Source organism: Pseudomonas sp. NFPP04, from assembly GCF_900113815.1.
Taxonomy (GTDB): domain Bacteria; phylum Pseudomonadota; class Gammaproteobacteria; order Pseudomonadales; family Pseudomonadaceae; genus Aquipseudomonas; species Aquipseudomonas extremorientalis.
This window is the reverse complement of sequence record NZ_FOQS01000002.1, coordinates 38,424-62,996: the sequence shown is the minus strand read 5'-3', so window position 1 is coordinate 62,996 and position 24,573 is coordinate 38,424. Positions and strand designations below refer to the sequence as shown.

Here is a 24,573-nt window from a genome sequence, read left to right as displayed (position 1 = left end):
AAGCCTGCTTCTCCAAAGGGGCCGCAGGCTTTTTAGACGAACCAAAACCTGCCGCTTCATGTGCATGCTCTATGCAATGAGGGCATATACCCGAGATTCAATAGCAGGCCAGGAAATTTCCTACTGAATCGCTAGGTTTTTCTCACAAGATGAACTTTGCCGGGCCGACTATCCTCAGAACCCTTACTGACGCAAAACCACCGTTCGAGGAGACCGCTATGAGTATCGTTAAAAAAGCATCCGCGCATTGGGAAGGTGACCTGAAGACTGGCCTGGGCTCCATTTCCACGGAAACCGGCGTACTGCGCGAAGCGCCCTACGGCTTCAAGGCCCGTTTCGAGGGCGGCAAGGGCACCAACCCGGAAGAACTGATCGGTGCGGCCCACGCCGGCTGTTTCTCCATGGCGTTTTCCATGATTCTCGGCGATGCCGGGCTCAAGGCTGACAGCATTGATACCCAGGCCGAAGTGACTCTGGACCAGGTTGACGGTGGTTTTGCGATCACCGCTGTGCACCTGATCCTCAAGGCCAAGATTCCGGGCGCGAGCCAGGCGCAGTTCGATGAACTGAGCAAAAAAGCCAAGGAAGGGTGCCCGGTGTCCAAAGTGCTGAACGCAAAAATCAGCCTGGATGCCACCTTGGTCAGCTGACACAGCCCGTCCAATGTGGGAGGGGGGCAAGCCCCCTTCCACATTTAGCCCTGCGTTAGATCAGAACTCGTGTTTTGTAAGTGTGGTCCTATTACCATGCAGCCTAGGCGCACACCCGTGCGCAATGCATTCAGGGAGCTTCACACATGAAACGTTTTGCCTTGGCGATCATCTGCGGTGTATTGGCCACATCGGCTGTGGCCGCGCCAAAAGACTGCGAAGAGCTCAGGAAAGAGATTGAAGTGAAGATCCAGGCCAAGGCGATTCCTTCGTACACCCTGGAAATCATCACCGCCGAAGAAGCCAAGAATCACGACAGTGCGATGATTGTCGGTTCGTGCGAAAACGGCACCAAGCGCATCATCTACCAGAAAAACAACAACTGATCAGATGCAGTTGACGCTGCGTTCCTCCGCGAGCAACTGACGCGCCGAATCGTACAACCGGATGTTCGGCGTGAAGGCCAGCGAGCGTCCTTCCAGCACATAACGCTGGCCAGCCTGGAAGTGGTCATATTCCAGGGTCATGAAGCAGGTGCGATACATCATCTGGCTGAGCCCACCCAAACCGCCGCCGGCCGGGACTTCAAAGTCGAAGCGCACCATCAGTTCATGATGGCCGGGTGGCATTTGGAAGAAACGTCCGTCATCCAGGTTCTTGCCGTCCAGGCGCTGCGCCATGACCAGCTTGGAGCCCGGCGTCGGCGTAGTGAAATCGACCCACGCCTGTTGCGGATCCATCGGTGGTACGGGTGTTGTCGTGCAGGCGCTGAGGAACAAAGCGGCGACGGGTAACAAGAGCTGGCGCATGGCAGGCACTCAACGGGAAGATAGAATTGAGCCTGCTGCGACGGCGGCAGACCTCTCATGAGTATAAACACGTCGCGCCATGGAAAAATTCTGCCTGGGCGCGATAGTCTGGCGAGCAAATTACCCAGGAGCGGTCGGGGCATGGTCAGGCGTTTTCTTCCAGGGTTGATGGTGGTGCTGCTCAGCGGCTGTTCCAGTGTCAACTATTACAGCCAGTTGGCCAGCGGTCAGTGGCAATTGCTGCGGGCCCGGGAGCCGGTGGCGCAGGTGATCGCCGACCCTTCCCGCCCACCGCTGTTGCGCGAACACCTGGCGCAATCGCAAAAGGCGCGTACGTTCGCCAGTGAACACCTGCATCTGCCTGACAACCAGAGTTACAGGTTGTACGCCGACATTGGCCGACCCTATGTGGTCTGGAACGTCTTCGCCACGCAGGAGTTTTCCCTGTCTCCTGAAACCCATTGCTTCCCCATTGCGGGCTGTGTGGCCTATCGCGGCTACTACAACCAGGGTGCGGCGCGTGGTGAGGCGGCGTTGTTGAAGCAGCGAGGCATGGACGTGTCGATCGGCGGTGTCGAGGCCTATTCCACCTTGGGCTGGTTCAATGACCCGATCATGAATTCGATGATGAACTGGGGTGATGAGCGGCTGGCCACGTTGATCTTCCACGAACTGGCGCATCAGCGTTTCTATGTGAAGGACGACACCGAGTTCAATGAGTCGTTTGCCAATTTCGTCGAGCAGGAAGGTACGCGTCAGTGGCGCGCTGCACGTGGCTTGGCGCCGCAGAGCCTGTGGGCGTCGAAGCAGCGTGATGAGTTCATTCAGCTGATCCTCGATACCCGCCAACGATTGGAAAAACTCTATGCCCAACCCTTGGCTACCGATGTGATGCGCCAGGCGAAGGCGGCCGAGTTCGAGCGTCTGCGTCGCGATTACCGGCAGCTGCGCGATAGCCAGTGGGGCGGTGACAAACGGTATGACGCGTGGATCAACCAACCCATGAACAATGCGCGGTTGTTACCGTTCGGGCTGTATGACCAGTGGGTGCCTGTGTTTGCGGCGTTGTTTGCGCAGGAAGGTGGGGATTGGCTGAGGTTTTATGCGGCGGTGGAGAAGCTGGGCGGATTGCCGATGGAGCAGCGCAAGACGGCGTTGAGGCAGTTGCAAGGTATTGGCCTTCAGGGCCTCATCGGGGGCAAGCCCCTCCCACATGCTAATTTGTGAACACACTCCACTGTGGGAGGGGGCTTGCCCCCGATAGCGTCCTTAAGTGCGCTGCAAAAATGCCTGGTGCATCTGCGCCAACGTCTCGAAATGCCAGGTCGGCGCCTCGGCATCCAGCTCCTCGAAACTGCCGAACCCATACCCCACCGCCGCCGAATCCAGCCCATTCTTGTGCGCGCCGATCAGGTCATGCTTGCGATCACCAATCATCAAGGTGGTGGCCGGGTCCAGGCCTTCCTCGCTCATCAGGTGGGCGATCAGTTCGACTTTGTTGGTGCGCGTCCCGTCCAGCTCGCTGCCGTAGATCACCTTGAAGTGCTTGGCAAAGTCGAAATGCCGGGCGATTTCGCGGGCAAACACCCAGGGCTTGGAAGTGGCGACGTAGAGCTGGCGGCCTTGATCGTTCAATGCTTCCAGCAGCGGCATCACGCCGTCGAACACACGGTTTTCGTACAGGCCGGTGACCTTGAAACGCTCGCGATAGAAATTCACCGCTTCCCAGGCCTTGGCCTCGTCGAAGCCGTAGAACTGCATGAACGCCTGCAGCAAGGGCGGGCCGATGAAGTGTTCGAGTTTGGTCAGGTCCGGCTCGTCGATACCCAACTTGCCGAGGGCGTACTGGATCGAGCGGGTAATGCCCTCGCGTGGGTCGGTGAGCGTGCCGTCCAGGTCGAACAGGACGGTTTGGTAAGGCAAGGTCATCGGTCGAATCCTTCAGCCAGGTGCAGGTCTTTGAGCTTCACGTAGTTCGCGGCGCTGTAGGTGAAAAAGGCGCGTTCCTTGTCAGTCAACGGGCGAATCTGTTTGACCGGGCTGCCGACATACAGGAAGCCGCTTTCAAGTTTCTTGCCCGGCGGCACCAGGCTGCCGGCGCCGATGATCACGTCGTCCTCGACCACGGCGCCATCCATCACGATGCTGCCCATACCGATCAGGATGCGATTGCCGACTGTGCAGCCATGCAGCATGACCTTGTGGGCGATGGTCACGTCGTCGCCGATCAGCAGCGGGAAACCGTTCGGGTTGAACGGCCCGGCGTGAGTGATGTGCAGCACACAGCCATCCTGCACGCTGGTGCGCGCACCGATACGGATGCGGTGCATGTCGCCACGGATCACGGTCAGCGGCCAGACCGAGCTGTCGGCGCCGATTTCGACATCGCCGATCACCACCGCCGAAATATCGACAAAAGCCCCGGCGCCCAGGGCCGGCGTGTGGTTCTGATAGGTGCGAAGGGTCACGATAGCCTCTCTCTCTTCTGCTGATAGCTGCGGTGGGTGTTGATTGTAATTAAGATGGCCCCATCTTTGTTCTTACATGTTTCTTCAGCCAAGGTGCCAACCGTGAGCGCGAACAACCCTCTTCTGCAGTCCTACGACCTGCCGCCGTTCTCGGCGATCCGTGCCGAGCACGTCCAGCCGGCCATCGAACAGATCCTCGCCGACAACCGCGTTGCCATCGAAGGCATCCTGCAAAGCCAGGGCAAAAATCCGACATGGGCCGGCCTGGTGCTGGCCATGGACGAGCTGAATGATCGTCTGGGCGCCGCGTGGAGCCCGGTCAGCCACCTCAACGCCGTGTGCAACAGCGCCGAACTGCGCGAAGCCTACGAAGGCTGCCTGCCGGCATTGAGCGCCTACTCCACCGAGATGGGCCAGAACCGTGCGCTGTTCCAGGCCTTCGAAGCCCTGGCTAACAGCCCGGAAGCCGCCGGTTTCGACGTGGCGCAGAAAACCATCCTGGAACACTCCCTGCGTGACTTCCGCCTGTCGGGCATCGATCTGCCGCCGGAGCAGCAAAAACGCTACGCTGAAGTGCAGAGCAAGCTGTCGGAACTGGGCAGCAAGTTCTCCAACCAGTTGCTGGACGCCACCCAGGCCTGGACCAGGCACGTCACCGATGAAGCCACCCTCGCCGGGCTGACCGACTCGGCTAAGGCGCAAATGGCCGCCGCCGCCCAGGCCAAAGGTCTCGACGGCTGGCTGATCACCCTCGAATTCCCTAGCTACTACGCCGTCATGACTTACGCTCAGGACCGTGCCCTGCGTGAAGAAGTCTACGCGGCCTACTGCACCCGCGCGTCGGACCAAGGCCCGAATGCCGGTCAGAACGATAACGGCCCGGTGATGGAACAGATCCTCGACCTGCGCCAGGAACTGGCCCAGTTGCTGGGTTATGCGTCGTTCTCCGAACTGAGCCTGGCCACCAAGATGGCCGAGTCCAGTGACCAGGTGCTGAGCTTCCTGCGTGACCTGGCCAAGCGCAGCAAGCCGTTTGCCGCCCAGGACCTGCAACAGCTCAAGGCCTACGCCGCCGAACAAGGCTGCGCCGACCTGCAAAGCTGGGACAGCGGTTTCTACGGCGAAAAACTCCGCGAGCAGCGCTACAGCGTGTCCCAGGAAGCCCTGCGCGCCTACTTCCCGATCGACAAAGTGCTGGGCGGCCTGTTCGCCATCGTGCAGCGCCTGTACGGCATCGAGATCGCCGAGCAGAAAGGCTTCGACACCTGGCACCCGGATGTCCGCCTGTTCGAAATCAAGGAAAACGGCCAACACGTGGGCCGCTTCTTCTTTGACCTGTATGCCCGCGCCAACAAGCGCGGCGGTGCCTGGATGGACGGTGCCCGCGACCGTCGTCGCACCATCGACGGTGTGCTGCAAAGCCCGGTGGCCAACCTGGTGTGCAATTTCACCCCGGCCGACAGCGGCAAGCCTGCCCTGCTGACCCACGATGAAGTCACCACGTTGTTCCACGAATTCGGCCACGGCTTGCATCACCTGCTGACCCGCGTAGAACACGCAGGCGTGTCCGGCATCAATGGCGTGGCCTGGGATGCGGTGGAACTGCCGAGCCAGTTCATGGAGAACTGGTGCTGGGAGCCGGAAGGCCTGGCGCTGATCTCCGGCCACTATGAAACCGGCGAGCCGTTGCCCCAGGACCTGCTGGAAAAAATGCTCGCGGCGAAGAATTTCCAGTCCGGCCTGATGATGGTGCGCCAACTGGAGTTCTCGCTGTTCGACTTTGAATTGCACGCCACCCACGGCGATGGTCGCAGCGTGGCGCAGGTGCTGGAAGGCGTGCGCGATGAAGTGTCGGTGATGCGTCCGCCGGCCTACAACCGCTTCCCCAACAGCTTTGCGCACATCTTCGCGGGCGGTTATGCGGCGGGTTATTACAGCTACAAGTGGGCCGAAGTGTTGTCGGCGGATGCCTTCTCCAAGTTCGAAGAAGACGGCGTGCTCAACGCCGAGACCGGCCGTGCCTTCCGCGAAGCGATCCTGGCGCGTGGCGGCTCCCAGGAGCCGATGGTGCTGTTCGTCGACTTCCGCGGACGCGCGCCGTCGATTGACGCACTCTTGCGCCACAGCGGCCTGAGTGAGGACGCGGCAGCATGAGTGAAAGGCCTGTGATTACCAAAAAGCAATTTATCGCCGGGGCGGTCTGCCCGGCATGCAGTGAGCCGGACAAGCTGAAGATGTGGACCGAGGACAACGTGCCGCACCGTGAGTGCGTGGCCTGCGGCTATACCGACACGCTGAATGATCAAGGGTTGTCGGTGCCCAAGGAATTGGGCACGCGGGTCAATACCACGGCGTTGAAAGCACCGGCGGACCCGAAGGTGCAGGCGGTGCAGTTCTTTCCTAATCCGAAGTTGAAAAAAGACTGACGGGCGGCCCTCTGTAGGAGTTCGACCAGCCGGGCTCCTACAGTTATTTCTCGTCTTTTCCCGTAGTCGTGATCCAATCCTTCATCGAGCACAACGCGAACGCGCTGGTGCTGCAATCGCCATTCGCCAAGGCCGTGCGTAACTTGTCGATATCGGCCCTCATCATGTAGCGAACGCCGTCCTTGAAGCCATTGCTGGTGCCAAACCCGCCCAAGGTCATTTCGTTCAGCGCGTCTTCCTTGCTCCATCCCTGAATCACTACCCGATACATCGCCGCCATCAGGCCAGTGCGGTCAGAGCCGTGCTTGCAATGCATCAGCACCGGGCCGTTGGCTTCGGCTTCCCGGATGGCCCTCAGCGCCGCCAACACGTCCGTATCATCTACATGGTTGGTGCGATACGTCAGTTGAACCTGACGGATGCCAGGCGATTTGAGCCAGTCGGCATCCGACTCCGGCAGGAAGTTGATCACGGTGCCGATCTTCAGTTGTTCCAACAGCGGCCCGGCGTTGCGATCCGGTAGTGCGCTGCGGTAGAGGGTGGGCGTCATCTGGTGCAAGTTGTATTGATTACCCACAGGCTGGGCCCACTCCGGTGAACGGATGGAGACGGTGTCGTCGGCTTGAGCGTAAGCGCAGGTGAACATCGCGATGATCGCGAGGCCGAGGCCCGACAACCATTGATTCTTGAGCATGGGTGACATAACCGAGCAAGGAGTGGGTGGTGCTCAGGTTCGTCCAGAGGGGGTCAATGAGGCGTGAGGAGGCCGTCAAAGAATCGTGAATCCTCAGTCTTTAGTCGCTGAAACGGTTCTGTGAATTCATAGCCTGCTATCATTTGTAACTATTGATTGCCTAAAAGGCCAAGCCGCTCACTAGAAGCCGGCCGATATTCCCGTGACCACATGATGAGGTGCCACCATGTCTGATCAAGATCAAGACAACCCCCGGCGTGACTTTTTGCGCAAATCCTTGACCTTGATCCCGGTGGTCACGGTTGCCAGCACTGGCCTTGGCGGCTCGATGCTGATGGCAACGCCTGAACCGGCGCAGGCCGCTCCCGCCAAGCCTGTGGTGAGTGAAAAGGCCTACGAGCCTGCTTACTTCACGGCTGAGGAGTGGGCGTTTATCAACGCCGCCGTCGAGCGCCTGATTCCCGCCGATGAGCAAGGCCCGGGCGCCCTGGAAGCCGGTGCGCCGGAATATATCGACCGTCAGATGAACACCCCGTACGCCAGCGGCGCGCTGTGGTTCATGCAAGGCCCGTTCAACGCGGATGCCGCTCCAGAGATGGGCTGGCAGTCCAAACTGGTGCCCAAGGACATCTATCGCCTGGGCATTGCCGCGACGGATGCCTGGTCGAAAGCCTTCAACGGTAAAGCTTTTGCTGCGCAAGACAGCGCTACCCGAGACGATATGTTGCGTCGTCTGGAAGCTGGCGGCAGTGAAGTGACGGCGCATTTTGAAGCGGTGCCGCCCAAGATGTTCTTCAACCTGTTGCTGCAAAACACCAAGGAAGGGTTCTTTTGCGACCCCATCCACGGTGGCAACAAAGGCATGGTCGGCTGGACCATGATCGGCTTCCCCGGCGCTCGTGCCGATTTCATGGACTGGGTTGAACGCAACGAGCAATACCCCTTCCCGGCAGTTTCCATCCGCGGTGAGAGGGCATAAACGTGGCGACCATCATGAAGAAAGTGGATGCAGTGATCGTAGGCTTCGGCTGGACCGGCGCGATCATGGCCAAGGAGCTGACGGAAGCAGGCCTCAACGTGGTTGCGCTGGAGCGTGGCCCGATGCAGGACACTTACCCGGACGGCAACTATCCCCAGGTCATCGACGAACTGACCTACAGCGTGCGTAAAAAACTCTTCCAGGACATTTCCAAAGAGACCGTGACCATTCGCCATAGCGTGAATGACGTCGCCCTGCCCAACCGTCAGTTGGGCGCGTTCCTGCCGGGCAACGGTGTGGGCGGCGCGGGCCTGCATTGGTCGGGGGTGCATTTCCGTGTCGACCCGATCGAGCTGCGCATGCGCAGCCACTATGAGGAACGCTACGGCAAAAACTTCATCCCCAAGGACATGACCATCCAGGACTTCGGCGTGAGCTATGAAGAGCTGGAGCCGTTTTTCGACTACGCGGAAAAAGTCTTCGGCACCTCCGGCCAGGCCTGGACCGTAAAAGGTCAGCTGGTAGGCGAAGGCCGTGGCGGCAACCCGTATGCACCGGACCGTTCCAATCCGTTCCCGTTGGAAGCGCAGAAGAATACGGTCTCCGCACAGCTGTTTCAGAAAGCGGCTGCCGAGGTGGGTTACAAACCCTACAACCTGCCGTCCGCCAATACCTCGGGGCCCTATACCAACCCCTACGGTGCGCAGATGGGGCCGTGCAACTTCTGCGGTTTCTGCAGCGGCTATGTCTGCTACATGTATTCCAAGGCCTCGCCGAACGTGAACATCCTGCCGGCGTTGCGCCAGGTACCGAACTTTGAGCTGCGGCCCAATTCCCACGTACTCAAGGTCAACCTCGACAGCACCAAGAGCAAGGCCACCGGCGTGACCTACATCGACGCCCAGGGCCGGGAATGCGAACAGCCGGCAGATCTGGTGATTCTCGGCGCCTTCCAGTTCCACAACGTGCGTTTGATGCTGTTGTCGGGCATCGGCAAGCCCTACGACCCGATAACCAATGAGGGCGTGGTGGGCAGGAACTTCGCCTACCAGAACATGGCCACCATCAAGGCTTTCTTCGACAAAGACACTCATACCAACAACTTCATCGGTGCAGGCGGCAATGGCGTGGCCATCGATGACTTCAACGCCGACAACTTCGACCACGGCCCCCATGGCTTCGTGGGTGGCTCGCCGATGTGGGTCAACCAGGCCGGCAGCCGGCCGATTGCCGGTACGTCCAACCCGCCAGGCACACCGGCCTGGGGCAGCGCGTGGAAACGCGCCACCGCCGATTACTACACCCACCAGGTGTCGATGGATGCCCACGGTGCCCATCAATCCTACCGGGGCAACTACCTGGATCTGGACCCTGTTTATCGCGATGCCTACGGCCTGCCGCTGCTGCGGATGACGTTCGACTGGCAGGAAAACGACATCAAGATGAACCGCTTCATGGTCGAGAAAATGAGCAAGGTCGCCGAGGCGATGAACCCCAAGGCGATTGCCCTGCTCGGCAAAAAGGTCGGTGAGCATTTCAACACGGCGTCCTACCAGACCACCCACCTCAATGGCGGCGCGATCATGGGCACCGACCCGAAAACCAGCGCGTTGAACCGCTACCTGCAGTGCTGGGATGTGCACAACGTGTTTGTCCCAGGTGCGTCCGCTTTCCCACAAGGCCTGGGCTACAACCCTACCGGCCTGGTGGCGGCGCTGACCTACTGGTCGGCGCGGGCCATTCGCGAGCAATACCTGAAAAATCCCGGCCCACTGGTTCAGGCATAAGGAGCGATGACCATGAAAGCACTTGTTATCGCCACCTTCGCCCTGTTCAGCAGCTGCTCTGTCAGTGCGGCTGAAACCGATTTGATCAAGCAAGGTGAATACCTGGCCCGCGCCGGTGATTGCGTGGCCTGCCACACCGCCAAAGGCGGCAAGCCCTTCGCCGGCGGGCTGCCGATGGAAACGCCGATCGGCGTGATCTATTCCACCAACATCACCCCGGACAAGACCGGCCTGGGCGACTACAGCTTCGAAGACTTCGACAAGGCCGTGCGCCATGGCGTCGCCAAGAGCGGTAGTACGCTTTACCCGGCGATGCCCTACCCGTCTTATGCGCGTGTCAGCGACAGCGATATGCAGGCGTTGTATGCGTATTTCATGAAGGGTGTCGAGCCGGTCGCTCAGCAGAACAAGGACAGCGATATTCCGTGGCCCTTGAGCATGCGCTGGCCGCTGGCGGCGTGGCGTTGGATGTTTGCGCCGGCTGTCGAAGCGCATCAGGCGCAAGCCGCCGCCGACCCGGTGGTCAGCCGTGGCGCCTACCTGGTGGAAGGCCTTGGCCATTGCGGCGCATGTCACACGCCACGGGCCCTGACCATGCAGGAAAAAGCCCTGAGTGCCGCTGACGGCAACGCCTTCCTGTCCGGCAGTGCGCCGCTGGAGGGCTGGATCGCCAAAAGCCTGCGCGGTGACCACAAGGACGGCCTCGGCAGTTGGAGTGAGGAGCAGTTGGTGCAATTCCTCAAGACCGGCCGCAGTGATCGCAGCGCGGTGTTTGGTGGCATGAGCGACGTTGTCGTCCACAGCATGCAGTACATGTCGGAGGATGACCTGACGGCTATCGCCCGTTACCTCAAGAGCTTGCCGGCGGTGGACCCCAAGGACCAACCGCATCAGTACGACAAGCAGGTGGCCGAGGCGCTGTGGAAAGGCGATGACCGCAAGCCGGGCGCGTCGGTATACATCGACAACTGCGCGGCCTGCCACCGTACCGATGGGCATGGCTACACGCGGGTGTTCCCGGCGCTGGCGGGCAACCCCGTAGTGCAGACGGCGGATGCCACGTCGTTGATCAACATCGTGTTGAATGGCGGCACCTTGCCGGCTACCCACGCGGCGCCCTCGACCTTCACCATGCCGGCGTTCGCCTGGCGTCTGTCGGATCAGGAAGTGGCGGATGTGGTCAGTTTCATTCGGGGCAGTTGGGGCAATAAAGGTGCGCCGGTGAAAGCCAACGAAGTGGCGGACCTGCGCAAGAACGATATGCGCACCACCTCGGGCGATGACCTGGGCCAGGTCACGCAACGGCACTGATCCCTGGCTGACCGCCAAACGGCACTGGTCAGAAGCCCTGCGCCTCGATACTGTATATAAAAACAGTATCGAGGCGTTTTCATGTCTACTCCGTTGCCGCCCCGTGGCCGGGGCACGGCCACCAACCTGCACAACCGCTTCGCACCGACTGTCAGCGTGGTCGAGGATGACGGCTGGTTCCAGGAAGTGCCGCCGACCCAGGGCACTGAAGTGCGCATCGAAACGGCCAAGACCATCATCACCCGCAACAACTCGCCGGACTTGCCGTTCGATCGTTCGATCAACCCCTACCGTGGCTGTGAGCACGGCTGTATCTACTGCTACGCGCGGCCGAGCCATGCCTATTGGGACATGTCGCCGGGGCTGGATTTCGAAACCAGACTGATCGCCAAGACCAACGCCGCCGATGTGCTGGAACAGCAGTTGTCGAAACCGGGTTACGTGTGCGCGCCGATCAACCTTGGGTCCAACACCGACCCGTACCAACCGATCGAGCGCGAGTACAAGATCACCCGGCAAACCCTGCAAGTGCTGCTGCGCTATCGCCATCCGGTGACCATCATCACCAAGGGCTCGCTGATATTGCGCGATCTGGACCTGCTCACCGAGTTGGCGCGCCAGCGGCTGGTCGCCGTGATGATCAGCCTCACCAGCCTGGACGACGAACTCAAGCGTATCCTGGAGCCACGCACGGCGGCGCCCAAGGCGCGCCTGCGCGCGATCCGGGTGATGCGTGAGGCGGGGATCCCGGTGGGCGTGCTGTGCTCGCCGATGATTCCGATGATCAATGACAGTGAGCTGGAAAGCCTGCTGACCGAAGCTCACGCTGCGGGCGCGCAAAGTGCGGCGTACATGATGCTGCGCCTGCCGCTGGAGGTGGCGCCGTTGTTCGAGGAGTGGCTGGCGGCGCATTACCCGCAGCGTGCGGCCCATGTGATGAGCCTGGTGCGCCAGGTGCGTGGCGGCGAGGTGTATGACAGCCGCTTCGGCGTACGCATGCGTGGCGAAGGGCCGTTTGCCGACTTGCTGGCGCAGCGCTTCAGCAAAGCCATCAAGCGGCTGGGGCTCAACCGGCGGGAAGGGTTTGACCTGGATTGCACGGCGTTCTGTCCTCCGGGCAGGCAGATGGCATTGTTGTAGACTGACAGGGCAGAACGCACCGTTCCTGTAGAAGTGGTCGCGTTTTGACATCACTGAAACCCGCGATCTAGAGCGGTTCATTCAGTTTGAGTTAAGTTTCGGCGGTTACCTTGTTCAGCGAGTGACTGATGAGTCGGCACTGTGGCCCCTGGCGTTTTACAACTAATCCACTGGCCAAGCGTCCAACTGACTTGAAAACTCCCCTGCATTAATCAAGAGGATGAATCATGAGTGACAAGGATAAACAGCCGTTGGCTGCGTCGGCTTCTGCCCCTCAGGTGGCTGAAACCGCCGATGCAGCGCTGAAGCATATCGTTGACGGCTTTTTGCATTTCCATCACGACGTCTTCCCCCAGCAGGAAGAACTCTTCAAAAAACTCGCCACGGCCCAGAGCCCACGGGCGATGTTCATTACCTGCGCCGACTCGCGCATCGTGCCTGAGCTGATCACCCAGAGCTCTCCTGGCGATCTGTTCGTGACGCGTAACGTCGGCAACGTCGTACCGCCTTACGGCCAGATGAACGGCGGTGTTTCCACGGCCATCGAGTACGCGGTACTCGCCCTTGGCGTGCAGCACATCATCGTTTGCGGGCACTCCGATTGTGGCGCCATGCGCGCGGTGCTCAACCCTGACAGCCTGGAGAAGATGCCGACGGTCAAGGCCTGGCTGCGGCATGCCGAGGTTGCCAAGACCATGGTCCATGACAACTGCGACTGTGCCAATGAAGGCGAGAGCATGAAGGTGCTCACCGAAGAAAACGTCATCGCCCAACTGCAACATTTGCGCACCCACCCCTCCGTGGCTTCGCGCATGGCCAATGGTCATTTGTTTATCCACGGTTGGATCTACAACATCGAGACCAGTGAAATCCGCGCCTACGATGCCGACCAGTCGACGTTCCGACCGTTGAGCGGCGACGGACCGATCCCTTGCGCGACGCCTAAAGCGCGCTTCTAACACACTTCCCTGCCGGGTAAAGCGGTGGCTGCCATGGACGCAGCCAGGCTTTACCGCGCCCGGCGAATGCCTCGGGAGAGTCATCATGCGTGCTGCTCAATTGAAAGCTGTATTGCCAAGGGAGCTGCTCGCTTCCGTGGTTGTGTTTCTGGTCGCCCTGCCCTTGTGCATGGGGATTGCGATCGCCTCTGGCATGCCCCCGGCCAAAGGCTTGATTACCGGGATTATCGGTGGCCTGGTGGTGGGCTGGTTGGCGGGCTCGCCGTTGCAAGTCAGTGGCCCGGCGGCGGGCCTGGCGGTGCTGGTGTTCGAGTTGGTGCGCCAGCACGGCATGCTGATGCTCGGGCCAATCCTGCTGCTGGCGGGATTCCTGCAACTGGTTGCCGGGCGTTTGCGCCTGGGCTGCTGGTTTCGCGTCACGGCACCGGCGGTGGTGTACGGCATGTTGGCGGGGATTGGCGTGCTGATTGTGCTGTCGCAGATCCACGTGATGCTCGACGGCGCGCCCAAGCCTTCGGGGCTCGACAATCTGGCAGGCTTCCCGGCGGCACTGGCCGACGCAATCCCGACCCTGGGCGGTGGCCTGGGCTGGCAGGCCGGGTTGCTCGGTTTGTCGACGATGCTGGTGATGTACGCCTGGGACAAATTGCGCCCGCAGCAGCTGCGCTTTGTGCCCGGTGCTTTGCTGGGCGTGGGCCTGGCCACGGTTGTCAGCCTGGTGCTGGCGTTGCAGGTCAAGCGTGTCGAAGTCCCGGAAAACCTTGCTGATGCCATCGACTGGCTACGCCCCAGTGACCTGTTGAACCTTGCCGATCCCCAACTGTTGATCGCCGCATTTGCCGTGGCGTTTATCGCGAGCGCTGAAACGCTGCTGTCTGCGGCGGCGGTCGACCGCATGCACAGCGGTCAGCGTTCGGATTTCGACAAGGAGTTGTCTGCTCAAGGGGTGGGCAACATGCTCTGCGGCCTGGTCGGCGCCTTGCCGATGACCGGCGTGATCGTGCGCAGCTCGGCCAACGTGCAGGCCGGTGCAACCACGCGCTTGTCGGCGATGTTCCATGGCCTGTGGCTGCTGGCGTTCGTGCTGTTGCTGTCGAGTTTGCTGCAAAGCATCCCGGTGGCGAGCCTGGCGGGTGTGCTGGTGTACACCGGTATCAAGCTGGTCGACATCAAGGCCTTCAAGGCACTGGGACGCTATGGGCGGATGCCGATGTTTACCTACGCGGCCACGGCGCTGGCGATCATCTTTACCGACCTGCTGACCGGCGTATTGGTGGGCTTCGGGCTGACGTTGGTCAAGCTGGCGTTCAAGGCTTCGCGGTTGAAGGTCAGCCTGATCGACCTGCCTCAGGACGGTGAGATGGAACTGCGCCTGACCGGTGCGGCGACCTTTCTGAAAGTGCCCGCGTTGACTCAAGTCTTGTCGACGGTGCCTGCCGGGACGACCGTGCATGTTCCGCTGAGCAACCTGAGTTACATCGACCATTCCTGCCTGGAATTGCTGGAGGAATGGGGGCGGGCCAATGCGGCCAAGGGCTCGACGTTGGTGATCGAGGCGCGCGGGTTGAAGCGTCGGCTGGAAGGCCGGGTGAGGACGACGACGGGGATAGGCTCCGCGCCAGCTTGAACAGCAAAACAACGCCTGTAGGAGCCGGCAAGCCAGCTCCTACAAGGCGGGATCAGGCCGGCTGATCCAGCGCCAACTCAACCCCCAGCTGTCGCGACAGGCATGGCCAACGCTTCCACGCGGCTTCCGTGTCGGGGCTCTTGAGCTGTTCGCGATAAGCCTCCACGGACTCCAGCGCAAAGCTTTCTTCGTTGAGCATCTCATCCACTGCGTGGTGTACCGCTTCATCCAGCTGGTTGGCGAAGGTTTCGCCGATCAGCTGATGGGCAATGACATTGGCCACCGTGGTATCGGCCGGAATCAACGGCTGGCCGAAGTGCTTGATATACAGATCGTTGACCTCTTCGACCAGGCGATGAGCCAGGTAGGCCTCATCCAGCAGGCCATCGAGACCTTCATGGCCGGCCAGGATGGCAGGCGGTTGCAGGAAGAAGTGCTCGGCGATTTTCAGTACCGGTTTGATCTGGCTTTCGATACCGGCCTCGCGGGCCACGTCGTTGGCGGCGTCCAGCAAGTCCGGGACCAAGTCGATGTAGGCGGTGACAAAGCGGGTCATGACAATGTTGCGATCACCGTCAGCCAGGGAGATGGCCGAATGCAGGTGCGGCAATTGTTTTTCCAGTTGCAGGGCAAGCTGGCCAGTGCTGGCTTCGTGTTGATGGGCACGGGAAATCTGCTCGCGCAATGCGGCGGTGTTCATGAAAGCTCCAGTGATGCAGGCGTAGGAAAAGGGAGAAGATAAGGTAGCTCGTTTATACGAGCGCCTCAGACGCATTTGTCATAATTATTTCATGGTTATGCGCCCGCGTTATATCGAATTGCCATCGTTCGTCGGATAAACGATTCCGTGCCCGGTTCTATTGACTCCAGCCAGTCATTTCTACTCATTTGCCCCTACACATTGCGGGGTTGCAGAGCCTGTCTATACTCGGATTTGTAAGCGATTAGCTGATGACGCCAGACTGCATAAGCAGGCAAGGCCAGGCGGTTGTAAGCAGTATGGAAGCCGCTCCCTTCGACGCAGGTGCAAACCGGCGGGATAACAAGAACGATAAGGGGAACCCGCAATGATGCGACATCCACATGTTTGGATGGGCCTCCTGTTGTGGTCGGTATTCGGCCAGGCACATGCCGCCTGGACAACGAATATGGCGCCAGGGGCGACAGAAGTCAGTCACGCTGTGTTCGACCTGCACATGACCATATTCTGGATCTGTGTGGTGATCGGCATCATCGTGTTTGGCGCGATGTTCTGGTCGATGATCGTTCATCGCCGGTCTACGGGCCAGGTCGCGGCCAAGTTCCACGAGAGCACTACCGTGGAGATCCTCTGGACCGTCGTGCCCTTGCTGATCCTGATCGCGATGGCCATTCCGGCCACCAAGACCCTGATCAATATCTACGACAGCAGTGAGTCGGATATCGATATCCAGGTCACCGGCTACCAGTGGAAATGGCATTACAAATACCTGGGCCAGGATGTGGAGTTCTTCAGCAACCTGGCCACGCCCGCCGAACAGATCCACAACCAGGCGACCAAGGGCGAACACTACCTGCTGGAAGTCGACCAGCCGCTGGTGTTGCCGGTGGGGGCCAAGGTGCGCTTCCTGGTGACCGCCGCCGATGTGATCCACTCCTGGTGGGTGCCGGCGTTTGCGGTCAAGCGCGACGCGATTCCCGGCTTCGTCAACGAGGCCTGGACCCGTGTCGAGAAGCCCGGCATCTACCGTGGCCAGTGCGCCGAGCTGTGCGGCAAGGACCACGGCTTCATGCCCATCGTGGTCGAGGTCAAGTCCAAGGCCGACTACGACACCTGGCTCGGCGAGCGCAAGGCAGAGGCCGCCAAGCTCAAGGAGCTGACCTCCAAAGAGTGGACCCTGGAAGAGCTGGTGGCCCGTGGCGACAAGGTCTACCACACCACCTGCGTGGCCTGTCACCAGGCCGAAGGCCAGGGCCTGCCGCCGATGTTCCCGGCGCTCAAGGGTTCCAAGATCGCCACCGGTCCCGCCGCCGATCACCTGAGCCTCGTGTACCACGGCAAGCCCGGCACCGCGATGGCGGCGTTCGGCAAGCAGCTCTCGGAAGTGGATATCGCCGCCGTGGTGACCTACGAGCGTAATGCCTGGGGTAACAACAAAGGCGACATGGTCACGCCTAAAGACGTGCTGGCCATCAAGCAGGCGGAAAGCAAATGACCTCTCTCATGGCATTGACCGCGACCCGCCCCGCCCACTCGCTTGCAGGAGAACGACCATGAGCGCTGTGATCGACGACCATGGTCACGCCGACCATGCCCACGGCCCCGCCAAGGGCCTGATGCGCTGGGTGCTGACCACCAACCACAAAGACATCGGCACCATGTACCTGTGGTTCGCCTTTGCCATGTTCTTGCTCGGCGGCTCGTTCGCCATGGTGATCCGGGCCGAGCTGTTCCAGCCCGGCCTGCAGATCGTGCAGCCGGCGTTCTTCAACCAGATGACCACCATGCACGGTCTGATCATGGTGTTCGGCGCGGTGATGCCGGCGTTTGTCGGCCTGGCCAACTGGATGATCCCGTTGATGATCGGCGCGCCCGACATGGCCCTGCCGCGCATGAACAACTTCAGTTTCTGGCTGTTGCCGGCGGCCTTCCTGCTGCTGGTCTCGACGCTGTTCACGCCAGGCGGCGGGCCGAACTTCGGCTGGACCTTCTACGCGCCGCTCTCCACCACCTACGCGCCGGAAAGCGTGACGTTCTTTATCTTCGCCATCCACCTGATGGGTATCAGCTCGATCATGGGCGCGATCAACGTGGTCGCCACCATCCTCAACCTGCGCGCGCCGGGCATGACCTTGATGAAAATGCCGCTGTTCGTCTGGACCTGGCTGATCACCGCGTTCCTGCTGATCGCGGTCATGCCGGTGCTGGCCGGGTGTGTGACCATGATGCTGATGGACATCCACTTCGGTACCAGCTTCTTCAGCGCGGCCGGCGGCGGTGACCCGGTGCTGTTCCAGCACGTGTTCTGGTTTTTCGGCCACCCCGAGGTGTACATCATGATCCTGCCGGCCTTCGGCGCCGTCAGCTCGATCATCCCGACCTTTTCGCGCAAGCCGTTGTTCGGCTACACCTCGATGGTCTACGCCACGGCGAGCATTGCATTCCTGTCGTTCATCGTGTGGGCGCACCACATGTTCGTGGTGGGCATCCCGTTGGTGGGCGAGTTGTTCTTCATGTACGCCACCCTGCTGATTGCCGTGCCCACCGGGGTGAAGGTGTTCAACTGGGTCAGCACCATGTGGCAGGGCTCGCTGACCTTCGAAACGCCGATGCTGTTCGCCGTGGCCTTCGTGATCCTGTTCACCATTGGCGGTTTCTCCGGGCTGATGCTGGCGATTGCCCCGGCGGACTTCCAGTACCACGACACCTATTTCGTGGTGGCGCACTTCCATTACGTACTGGTGCCCGGCGCGATCTTCGGCATCTTCGCCTCGGCCTACTACTGGCTGCCGAAATGGACCGGCCACATGTACGACGAAACCCTCGGCAAGCTGCACTTCTGGCTGTCTTTCGTGGGCATGAACATGGCGTTTTTCCCAATGCATTTTGTCGGGCTGGCGGGCATGCCGCGCCGGGTGCCGGACTACAACCTGCAGTTCGCTGACTTCAACATGGTCTCGTCGATCGGCGCGTTCATGTTCGGCGCCACGCAGATCTTCTTCCTGTTTATCGTGATCAAGTGCATCCGTGGCGGCCCGCCGGCGCCGGCCAAGCCCTGGGATGGCGCTGAAGGCCTGGAGTGGAGCATCCCTTCGCCGGCGCCATACCACACCTTCACCACGCCGCCGGAGGTCAAATGAACACGCCTTGGCACTGCTTACACGGCCAATGTGGGAGAGGGCTTGCCCCCGATGGCGGTGTGTCAGCCGACATCATGATTGGCTGTAAAACAGCTATCGGGGGCAAGCCCCCTCCCACAATGGCCTCATTCACATTGGGTGGGCGTCATGGCTGAATACTTGCCGATCAAGCGCCTGGTCACACGGCTGCTGATCCTGGTGGTGGCGATGTTCGCCTTCGGCTTTGCGCTGGTGCCGATCTACGACGTGATGTGCAAGGCGTTCGGCATCAACGGTAAGACCGCCGGGCAGTATGAGGGCGAGCAGGTTGTCGACCCGACGCGCCAGGTGCGCGTGCAGTTCCTGTCTACCAATGCCATCGACATGGTCTGGGATTTCTATGCCAAGGCGGACGAAGTGGTGGTCAATCCGGGCGCGGTGACCGAGATGCTGTTCGTGGCCCACAACCCGACCGACAAGCCGATGACTGCCCAGGCCGTACCGAGCATTTCCCCGGCCGAAGCGGCGATGTATTTCCACAAGACCGAATGCTTTTGCTTCACCCAGCAAGTGCTGCAGCCGGGCCAGCGGATCGAAATGCCGGTGCGCTTCATCGTCGACCGCGACATGCCCAAGGATGTGAAGCATCTGACCCTGGCGTACACGCTGTTCGATATCACTGCGCGCCAACCGCCGGTGGCTGTGCATACCGGCGGCTAGCTACTGTTTGCCCCCTCAATCAGGAGAGCGAATACATGTCGACTCATGATACGTACTACGTACCAGCGCAAAGCAAATGGCCGATAATTGCCACGATTGGCATGCTGGTCACCGTGTATGGACTGGCTGTGTGGTTCAACGACCTCAAGGCGGCACGCCCGGAATCCCATGGCCCGTGGATCTTTTTTGTCGGTGGGCTGCTGCTGGCTTACATGCTGTTTGGTTGGTTCGGTGCGGTCATCAAGGAAAGCCGCGCCGGTTTGTACAGTTCGCAGATGGACCGTTCGTTCCGTTGGGGCATGACCTGGTTCATCTTTTCCGAAGTGATGTTCTTTATCGCGTTCTTCGGTGCGCTGTTTTATGTGCGGCACATGTCCGGCCCGTGGTTGGGCGGTGAGGGTCACAAGGGCATTGCGCACATGCTGTGGCCGAACTTCGAGTTTGCCTGGCCGTTGCTCAACAACCCTGACCCCAAAATGTATCCCGCGCCTGAAGGCACCATCAGCCCGTGGGGTCTGCCGCTGGTCAATACCATCCTGCTGGTGAGCTCCAGCGTGACCATTACCATCGCCCACCATGCCCTGCGCAAAGGTCATCGCGGTGCGTTGAAGATCTGGTTGGCGATCACGGTGCTGTTGGGGCTGGCGTTCCTGGGGTTCCAGGCCGAGGAGTACATCCACGCCTATAAAGAGCTGGGCCTGACGCTGGGCTCCGGCGTGTATGGCGCGACGTTCTTTATGCTCACCGGCTTCCACGGCGCCCACGTGACCATCGGCACCCTCATTCTGTTCGTGATGCTGATGCGCATCCTCAAGGGGCATTTCAATGCCGAGCACCAGTTCGGCTTCGAGGCGGCCAGTTGGTATTGGCACTTTGTGGACGTGGTGTGGATCGGGCTGTTTTTCTTCGTTTACGTGCTGTGAGGCGGCTTACCACGGCGCATGAGAAACCAGTTGGCCGCTGAAAAAGCCCCAGGTGATCAAGGCCAGGGTGATCACGGCCAGTACGACACGCACGGTCAGGGCGTTGACGAGGCGGTTGGAGTTGCCCTCGTCCTTGACCAGGAAGAACAAGCCACTGAACAGGCTCACGACGGTCGCGATCAGCATCAGGGCAATAGCAGCTTTGAGCATGGTCGGGCTCCACGGGGATGGGCGGGCAATGAAAACAAGTATAGCCAGCGCCGCAAAACGCTTTCGTCCAGGGATCGCACCCACCTTAGTGGTGCTGGTACTGCTGCCCCTGATGGTGGGGTTGGGGTTCTGGCAACTGTCGCGCGGCCATGAAAAGCAGCTGCTGGTGGACAGTTATGCCGAGCGGCGCGCAGCGGAGCCGATCAGCAGTGCGCAACTCAATGACATGGCCGACCCGGCCTTTCGCCGCGTGCGCTTGCGCGGGCAGTTGGATGCCGGGCACAGCGTGTTTCTCGATAACCGCATGCGCGACGGCAAGGCCGGCGTAGAGCTGCTGCAACCCTTCCACGATCAGGCCAGCGGCCTGTGGCTGTTGCTGAATCGCGGCTGGCTACCCTGGCCGGACCGGCGCACGCCACCGGTATTCAGTACCCCGGAGCAGCTCATGAATCTGGATGCCTGGGTCTACGTCGCCCCTGGCGAAACCTTCCAATTGCACGCCGACCCCGTCAGCGCGCAATGGCCACGCCTGCTGACGGCGCTGCACCCTGCCGCGTTGTGGGCGCAATTGGGCCGCAGCGGTTTCGCCTATGAGCTACGTGCCGAGCCCGGCCCCGGCACTTACGAAACCAGCTGGCCCATCGTGGCCATGGGGCCGGAAAAACACCTGGCGTATGCCGTGCAGTGGTTCGCCATGTCGCTGGCGTTGCTGGCGCTTTACCTCTACCTCGGATGGCACAACAAAAAGGAGAAGCCCCATGGGAGCGGCCATGAATCCACCCAACATGTCTGAGGTGCCTGATCGGCGCAAAGGCCGTTGGCAACTGATTCTGATCCTGATGATGGTGATCGGCCCGATGGCGCTGGCCACTTTCATGTACAAGCTGCAGTTCTGGGTGCCGCAAAGCCGCAGCTACCACGGCGAGATGATCGGCAACGGCCAGACCCGCGCCGACATTGGCGTGCCGGCCGATGAGCAGCGCTGGCAACTGCTGGTCACCGCGCCCGCCGCCTGCGCCGCCGATTGCCAGCAACTGGTCTACCTTGCGCGTCAATTGCAGATTGGCCTGGGGCGCGATGCCTCCCGCGCCAGCCATGCCCTGGCCAGTGCGCAGCCGCTGGACAGCGACTATGACGCCAAGCTCAAGGCCGAGTACCCGCAACTGCAACGCTACCCGCTGGATCTGTCGACCTTCAGTAAAAACGCCGCTGCACCGGGGGATGCTCAGCTGTGGATCGTCGACCCCCACGGCAACCTGGTGCTGCGCTATGACACCAAGGTCAAAGGCAAGGACTTGCTCAACGACCTGCGCCACCTGCTGAAACTGTCGAACATCGGATAGGGGCATCGTCATGGCCAAACCTGGATTTCGCCTCGCGTTGTTTGCCACCTTGCTGGCGCTGATCGTTGTGCTGCTCGGCGCTTATACCCGCCTGACCCATGCGGGTCTGGGCTGCCCGGACTGGCCCGGCTGCTATGGCTTCATCGGCGTGCCCAACACCGAAGCCCAACTGGCCCACGCCGAGCTGCACTTCCCCGATACGCCGGTGGAGGCGGACAAGGGCTGGGCCGAGATGACCCATCGCTACTTCGCTGGCACCCTGGGCTTGCTGATTGTGTTGCTGGCGGCGCGTTCGTGGAGCCATCGGCGCGATCCGGGCCAGCCGGTGAAGCTGCCGCTGTTTGTACTGGCGGTGGTGTTCGCCCAGGCGGCATTTGGCATGTGGACGGTGACATTGAAGCTGTGGCCGCAGGTAGTGACGGGGCATCTGTTGGGTGGCTTTGCGACCTTGAGCCTGCTGTTCCTGCTGACCCTGCGTTTGTCCGGCGTATTGCCCGCGCTGATCGTGCCCAAGCGCCTGCAATATTGGGCGACGGCAGGCCTGGTGCTGGTGATCGGCCAGATTGCCCTGGGCGGTTGGGTCAGTTCCAACTACGCGGCGGTGGCCTGTATCGATTTGCCAACGTGCCATGGGCAGTGGTGGCCGGCAGCGGACTTTGCCAACGGCTTCCACCTGACTCAACACATCGGCCCCAATTACCTCGGTGGGCAGTTGGACAGCGAGGCGCGCACCGCCATCCACCTGACCCACCGCATCGGCGCCGTCATCGTCAGCCTGGTGCTGCTAGGCCTGGCCTGGCAGTTGCGCGCAGTCGGCATGACGCGGTTGGCCGGCTTGCTGTTGATCGCCCTGGCGGCGCAAATCTGCCTGGGCCTGAGCAATGTGTATTTCCACCTGCCGCTGCCGGTTGCGGTAGGGCATAACGCGGGCGGTGCGGCGTTATTACTGACGCTGGTACTGGTCAACTATCACGCGCGCACCAGTCTGGTCCGGGTGCGCAACCAGTTGCCGTTCGGCTGGCGCTTTATTCCACGCAAACACGTATCGGGCCTCGTTACCCTTAAAGGAGAGATGCCATGGCGACCTTGATCGGCGCACGTCACGGCCAGGCCATCTGGCGTGATTATCTGGAGCTGACCAAGCCCAAGGTGGTGGTGCTGATGCTCATCACCTCGCTGGTGGGGATGTTCCTGGCGACTCGCGCTGGTGTGCCGTGGACCGTGCTGGTGTTTGGCAACCTGGGGATTGCCCTGTGTGCAGGCGGCGCGGCGGCGGTCAACCATGTGGTGGACCGACGCATCGACGCGGTAATGGCGCGCACTCACAAGCGGCCGTTGGCGGAGGGCCGGGTGTCACCGCTGGCGGCGTTGGCCTTTGCTTTGTTTCTGGCTGTTGCCGGGTTGGCCCTGTTGCTGGCATTCACCAATCCGCTCGCAGCCTGGCTGACGCTGGCCTCGCTGCTCGGCTATGCGGTGATCTACACCGGTTTTCTCAAGCGTGCGACGCCACAGAATATTGTTATCGGCGGCTTGGCCGGTGCAGCGCCGCCCTTGCTGGGTTGGGTCGCCGTCACCGGGCATGTCAGCGCCGAGCCTCTGCTGCTTGTGTTGATCATCTTCGCCTGGACCCCGCCACACTTCTGGGCCTTGGCCATCCATCGCAAGGAAGAATACGCCAAGGCCGATATCCCGATGCTGCCGGTGACCCACGGCGAGCACTACACCAAGGTGCATATCCTGCTCTACACCTTTGCCCTGCTGGCGGTGAGCCTGATGCCCTATGTGATCCACATGAGCGGCCTGCTGTACCTCGGCTGCGCCCTGGTATTGGGCGGGCGCTTTCTGCAATGGGCCTGGGTGTTGTACCGTGGCGGTCGGCCGCACGCGGCGATCAACACCTTCAAGTACTCTATCTGGTACTTGCTGCTGCTGTTTATCGCCCTGCTCGTAGACCACTACTTACTGTTGAACCTATGACTCGAACTCAAAAGACTGTCTTCATCCTGGTGGCCCTGGTGGCACTGATCATGGGCCTGACCGTTAACAAAGTGCTCTCGGGCAAGGGCCAGGGCGACCCTACCGCGCTGATCGACGCAGGTATCATCCTGTTGCCGCAAAGCCGTCAGTTGCCGCCGGTGACCATGACCAACCAGGACGGCCAGCCGGTGCTGGTCAACGAATTGAAAGGCAAGTGGAGCCTATTGTTCTTCGGCTACACCTTCTGCCCGGACATTTGCCCGACTACCCTCGCCCAGCTGCGCCAGATCAAGAGCGAGCTGCCTAAAGAGGCTGTGGATAAGTTGCAGGTGATTTTGGTCAGTGTGGACCCGAACCGCGATACGTCGACCCAGCTCAAACAGTACCTGGGCTACTTCGACCCGCAGTTCCAGGGCCTGACGGGCGCGAATGTGGAGGAGGTGCAGAAGGTCTCGAATGCGGTGAGCATTCCGTTCATTCCGGCGGATACCAGCAAGCCCAACTACACCGTCGACCACAGCGGCAACCTGGCATTGATCGGGCCGGATGGGACTCAGCGCGGGTTCATCCGTGCGCCGTTGAACAACCAGAAGCTGGTGGCGCAGTTGCCGGGGTTGTTGAAGCGTCAGTAACAGGCGACACATAACAAATGTGGGAGGGGGCTTGCCCCCCGATAGCAGTGGGTCTGCCACCAGATGCAGTGACTGACACTCAGCAATCGGGGGCAAGCC

At 60.9% G+C, this 24,573-nt stretch carries 25 protein-coding genes and 1 pseudogene; 20 read left to right on the top strand and 6 right to left on the bottom strand.

The annotated features are described in order from the left end of the window. Positions 1-218 precede the first annotated feature (218 nt). A complete protein-coding gene (locus BM017_RS04155) occupies positions 219-650 on the top strand; it encodes an OsmC family protein (RefSeq protein WP_017253980.1) in 432 nt (143 codons plus the stop codon). A 146-nt stretch (positions 651-796) separates the two neighbouring features. Next, positions 797-1,036, top strand: coding sequence for a DUF1161 domain-containing protein (locus tag BM017_RS04150; RefSeq protein WP_092241461.1), 240 nt, complete (start codon positions 797-799; stop codon positions 1,034-1,036). On the opposite strand, the gene BM017_RS04145 is transcribed toward BM017_RS04150, so the two are convergent. Continuing rightward, complete coding sequence (locus tag BM017_RS04145) at positions 1,037-1,459, bottom strand: PA0061/PA0062 family lipoprotein (RefSeq protein WP_071490919.1); 423 nt, start codon at positions 1,457-1,459, stop codon at positions 1,037-1,039. Between the two features lie 141 nt (positions 1,460-1,600). Here BM017_RS04145 and BM017_RS04140 point away from each other — a divergent pair, with 141 nt between their 5' ends. After that, positions 1,601-2,686, top strand: coding sequence for an aminopeptidase (locus BM017_RS04140; RefSeq protein ID WP_092241459.1), 1,086 nt, complete (start codon positions 1,601-1,603; stop codon positions 2,684-2,686). 42 nt (positions 2,687-2,728) lie between these two features. On the opposite strand, the gene BM017_RS04135 is transcribed toward BM017_RS04140, so the two are convergent. Further along, a complete protein-coding gene (locus BM017_RS04135) occupies positions 2,729-3,388 on the bottom strand; it encodes an HAD family hydrolase (protein WP_092241457.1) in 660 nt (219 codons plus the stop codon). Beyond that, positions 3,385-3,927 carry a gamma carbonic anhydrase family protein gene (locus BM017_RS04130; protein WP_092241455.1) on the bottom strand — a complete coding sequence of 181 codons (543 nt, stop codon included), beginning with the start codon at positions 3,925-3,927 and terminating at the stop codon, positions 3,385-3,387. The genes BM017_RS04135 and BM017_RS04130 overlap by 4 nt, the downstream gene beginning before the upstream one ends. A 102-nt stretch (positions 3,928-4,029) precedes the next feature. On the opposite strand from BM017_RS04130, the gene prlC reads away from it, so the two are divergent. Both prlC and BM017_RS04120 read left to right on the top strand, forming a co-directional pair. Continuing rightward, positions 4,030-6,081: an oligopeptidase A gene (gene prlC / locus BM017_RS04125; protein WP_071490923.1), complete on the top strand. Its 2,052-nt coding sequence runs from the start codon at positions 4,030-4,032 to the stop codon at positions 6,079-6,081. Next, positions 6,078-6,353 carry a YheV family putative zinc ribbon protein gene (locus tag BM017_RS04120; protein WP_092241453.1) on the top strand — a complete coding sequence of 92 codons (276 nt, stop codon included), beginning with the start codon at positions 6,078-6,080 and terminating at the stop codon, positions 6,351-6,353. The genes prlC and BM017_RS04120 overlap by 4 nt, the downstream gene beginning before the upstream one ends. Before the next feature lie 43 nt (positions 6,354-6,396). Here the strand turns inward: BM017_RS04120 and BM017_RS04115 are convergent, their stop codons facing one another. Next, a complete protein-coding gene (locus BM017_RS04115) occupies positions 6,397-7,047 on the bottom strand; it encodes a phosphatase domain-containing protein (RefSeq protein WP_071490924.1) in 651 nt (216 codons plus the stop codon). A gap of 226 nt (positions 7,048-7,273) precedes the next feature. Here BM017_RS04115 and BM017_RS04110 point away from each other — a divergent pair, with 226 nt between their 5' ends. The 6 genes and pseudogenes from BM017_RS04110 to BM017_RS04085 all read left to right on the top strand — a co-directional run bounded on the left by BM017_RS04110 (position 7,274) and on the right by BM017_RS04085 (position 14,850). Continuing rightward, a complete protein-coding gene (locus tag BM017_RS04110) occupies positions 7,274-8,026 on the top strand; it encodes a gluconate 2-dehydrogenase subunit 3 family protein (protein ID WP_092241451.1) in 753 nt (250 codons plus the stop codon). Positions 8,027-8,028: 2 nt separating this feature from the next. Then, entirely contained in the window at positions 8,029-9,813 is a 1,785-nt protein-coding gene (locus BM017_RS04105; RefSeq protein WP_092241449.1) for a GMC family oxidoreductase, read from the top strand. A gap of 6 nt (positions 9,814-9,819) precedes the next feature. Further along, positions 9,820-11,135 (top strand): annotated as a pseudogene (locus BM017_RS04100) (c-type cytochrome). 70 nt (positions 11,136-11,205) lie between these two features. Then, positions 11,206-12,264 (top strand): PA0069 family radical SAM protein, encoded by a 1,059-nt coding sequence (locus BM017_RS04095; protein WP_092241445.1) that lies wholly within the window; start codon positions 11,206-11,208, stop codon positions 12,262-12,264. A gap of 227 nt (positions 12,265-12,491) precedes the next feature. Next, complete coding sequence (locus BM017_RS04090) at positions 12,492-13,223, top strand: carbonic anhydrase (protein ID WP_071490929.1); 732 nt, start codon at positions 12,492-12,494, stop codon at positions 13,221-13,223. Between the two features lie 85 nt (positions 13,224-13,308). After that, positions 13,309-14,850, top strand: a complete 1,542-nt coding sequence (locus BM017_RS04085) for a SulP family inorganic anion transporter (protein WP_092241443.1) — start codon at positions 13,309-13,311, stop codon at positions 14,848-14,850. A gap of 52 nt (positions 14,851-14,902) precedes the next feature. Here the strand turns inward: BM017_RS04085 and BM017_RS04080 are convergent, their stop codons facing one another. After that, positions 14,903-15,550 (bottom strand): hypothetical protein, encoded by a 648-nt coding sequence (locus BM017_RS04080; RefSeq protein ID WP_058424413.1) that lies wholly within the window; start codon positions 15,548-15,550, stop codon positions 14,903-14,905. 367 nt (positions 15,551-15,917) lie between these two features. On the opposite strand from BM017_RS04080, the gene coxB reads away from it, so the two are divergent. From coxB to BM017_RS04060, 4 genes are all read left to right on the top strand, one after another. Next, the gene (coxB, locus tag BM017_RS04075; RefSeq protein ID WP_058424414.1) at positions 15,918-17,045 is read left to right on the top strand and encodes a cytochrome c oxidase subunit II; all 1,128 of its coding nucleotides are present in this window, start codon (positions 15,918-15,920) and stop codon (positions 17,043-17,045) included. Positions 17,046-17,103: 58 nt separating this feature from the next. Beyond that, positions 17,104-18,690: a cytochrome c oxidase subunit I gene (gene ctaD / locus BM017_RS04070; protein ID WP_016978771.1), complete on the top strand. Its 1,587-nt coding sequence runs from the start codon at positions 17,104-17,106 to the stop codon at positions 18,688-18,690. Positions 18,691-18,837: 147 nt separating this feature from the next. Beyond that, positions 18,838-19,389 (top strand): cytochrome c oxidase assembly protein, encoded by a 552-nt coding sequence (locus BM017_RS04065; protein WP_071490934.1) that lies wholly within the window; start codon positions 18,838-18,840, stop codon positions 19,387-19,389. Between the two features lie 35 nt (positions 19,390-19,424). Next, positions 19,425-20,312, top strand: coding sequence for a cytochrome c oxidase subunit 3 (locus tag BM017_RS04060; protein WP_071490935.1), 888 nt, complete (start codon positions 19,425-19,427; stop codon positions 20,310-20,312). Between the two features lie 6 nt (positions 20,313-20,318). Here BM017_RS04060 and BM017_RS04055 read toward each other — a convergent pair whose 3' ends face one another. Continuing rightward, positions 20,319-20,522: a twin transmembrane helix small protein gene (locus BM017_RS04055; RefSeq protein WP_058424417.1), complete on the bottom strand. Its 204-nt coding sequence runs from the start codon at positions 20,520-20,522 to the stop codon at positions 20,319-20,321. A gap of 28 nt (positions 20,523-20,550) precedes the next feature. Here BM017_RS04055 and BM017_RS04050 point away from each other — a divergent pair, with 28 nt between their 5' ends. From BM017_RS04050 to BM017_RS04030, 5 genes are read left to right on the top strand one after another with little or no spacing between them, the layout of a single operon-like run. Next, on the top strand, positions 20,551-21,315 hold the full coding sequence (locus BM017_RS04050; protein ID WP_092241441.1) for an SURF1 family protein: 765 nt from the start codon (positions 20,551-20,553) through the stop codon (positions 21,313-21,315). Continuing rightward, a complete protein-coding gene (locus BM017_RS04045; RefSeq protein WP_092241439.1) occupies positions 21,281-21,865 on the top strand; it encodes a hypothetical protein in 585 nt (194 codons plus the stop codon). The genes BM017_RS04050 and BM017_RS04045 overlap by 35 nt, the downstream gene beginning before the upstream one ends. A gap of 10 nt (positions 21,866-21,875) precedes the next feature. Continuing rightward, the gene (locus BM017_RS04040; protein WP_092241437.1) at positions 21,876-22,955 is read left to right on the top strand and encodes a COX15/CtaA family protein; all 1,080 of its coding nucleotides are present in this window, start codon (positions 21,876-21,878) and stop codon (positions 22,953-22,955) included. After that, positions 22,943-23,842 (top strand): heme o synthase, encoded by a 900-nt coding sequence (cyoE, locus tag BM017_RS04035; protein ID WP_071490938.1) that lies wholly within the window; start codon positions 22,943-22,945, stop codon positions 23,840-23,842. The genes BM017_RS04040 and cyoE overlap by 13 nt, the downstream gene beginning before the upstream one ends. Beyond that, the gene (locus tag BM017_RS04030) at positions 23,839-24,474 is read left to right on the top strand and encodes an SCO family protein (protein ID WP_071490939.1); all 636 of its coding nucleotides are present in this window, start codon (positions 23,839-23,841) and stop codon (positions 24,472-24,474) included. Before cyoE ends, BM017_RS04030 begins: the two co-directional genes overlap by 4 nt. Positions 24,475-24,573 lie beyond the last annotated feature (99 nt).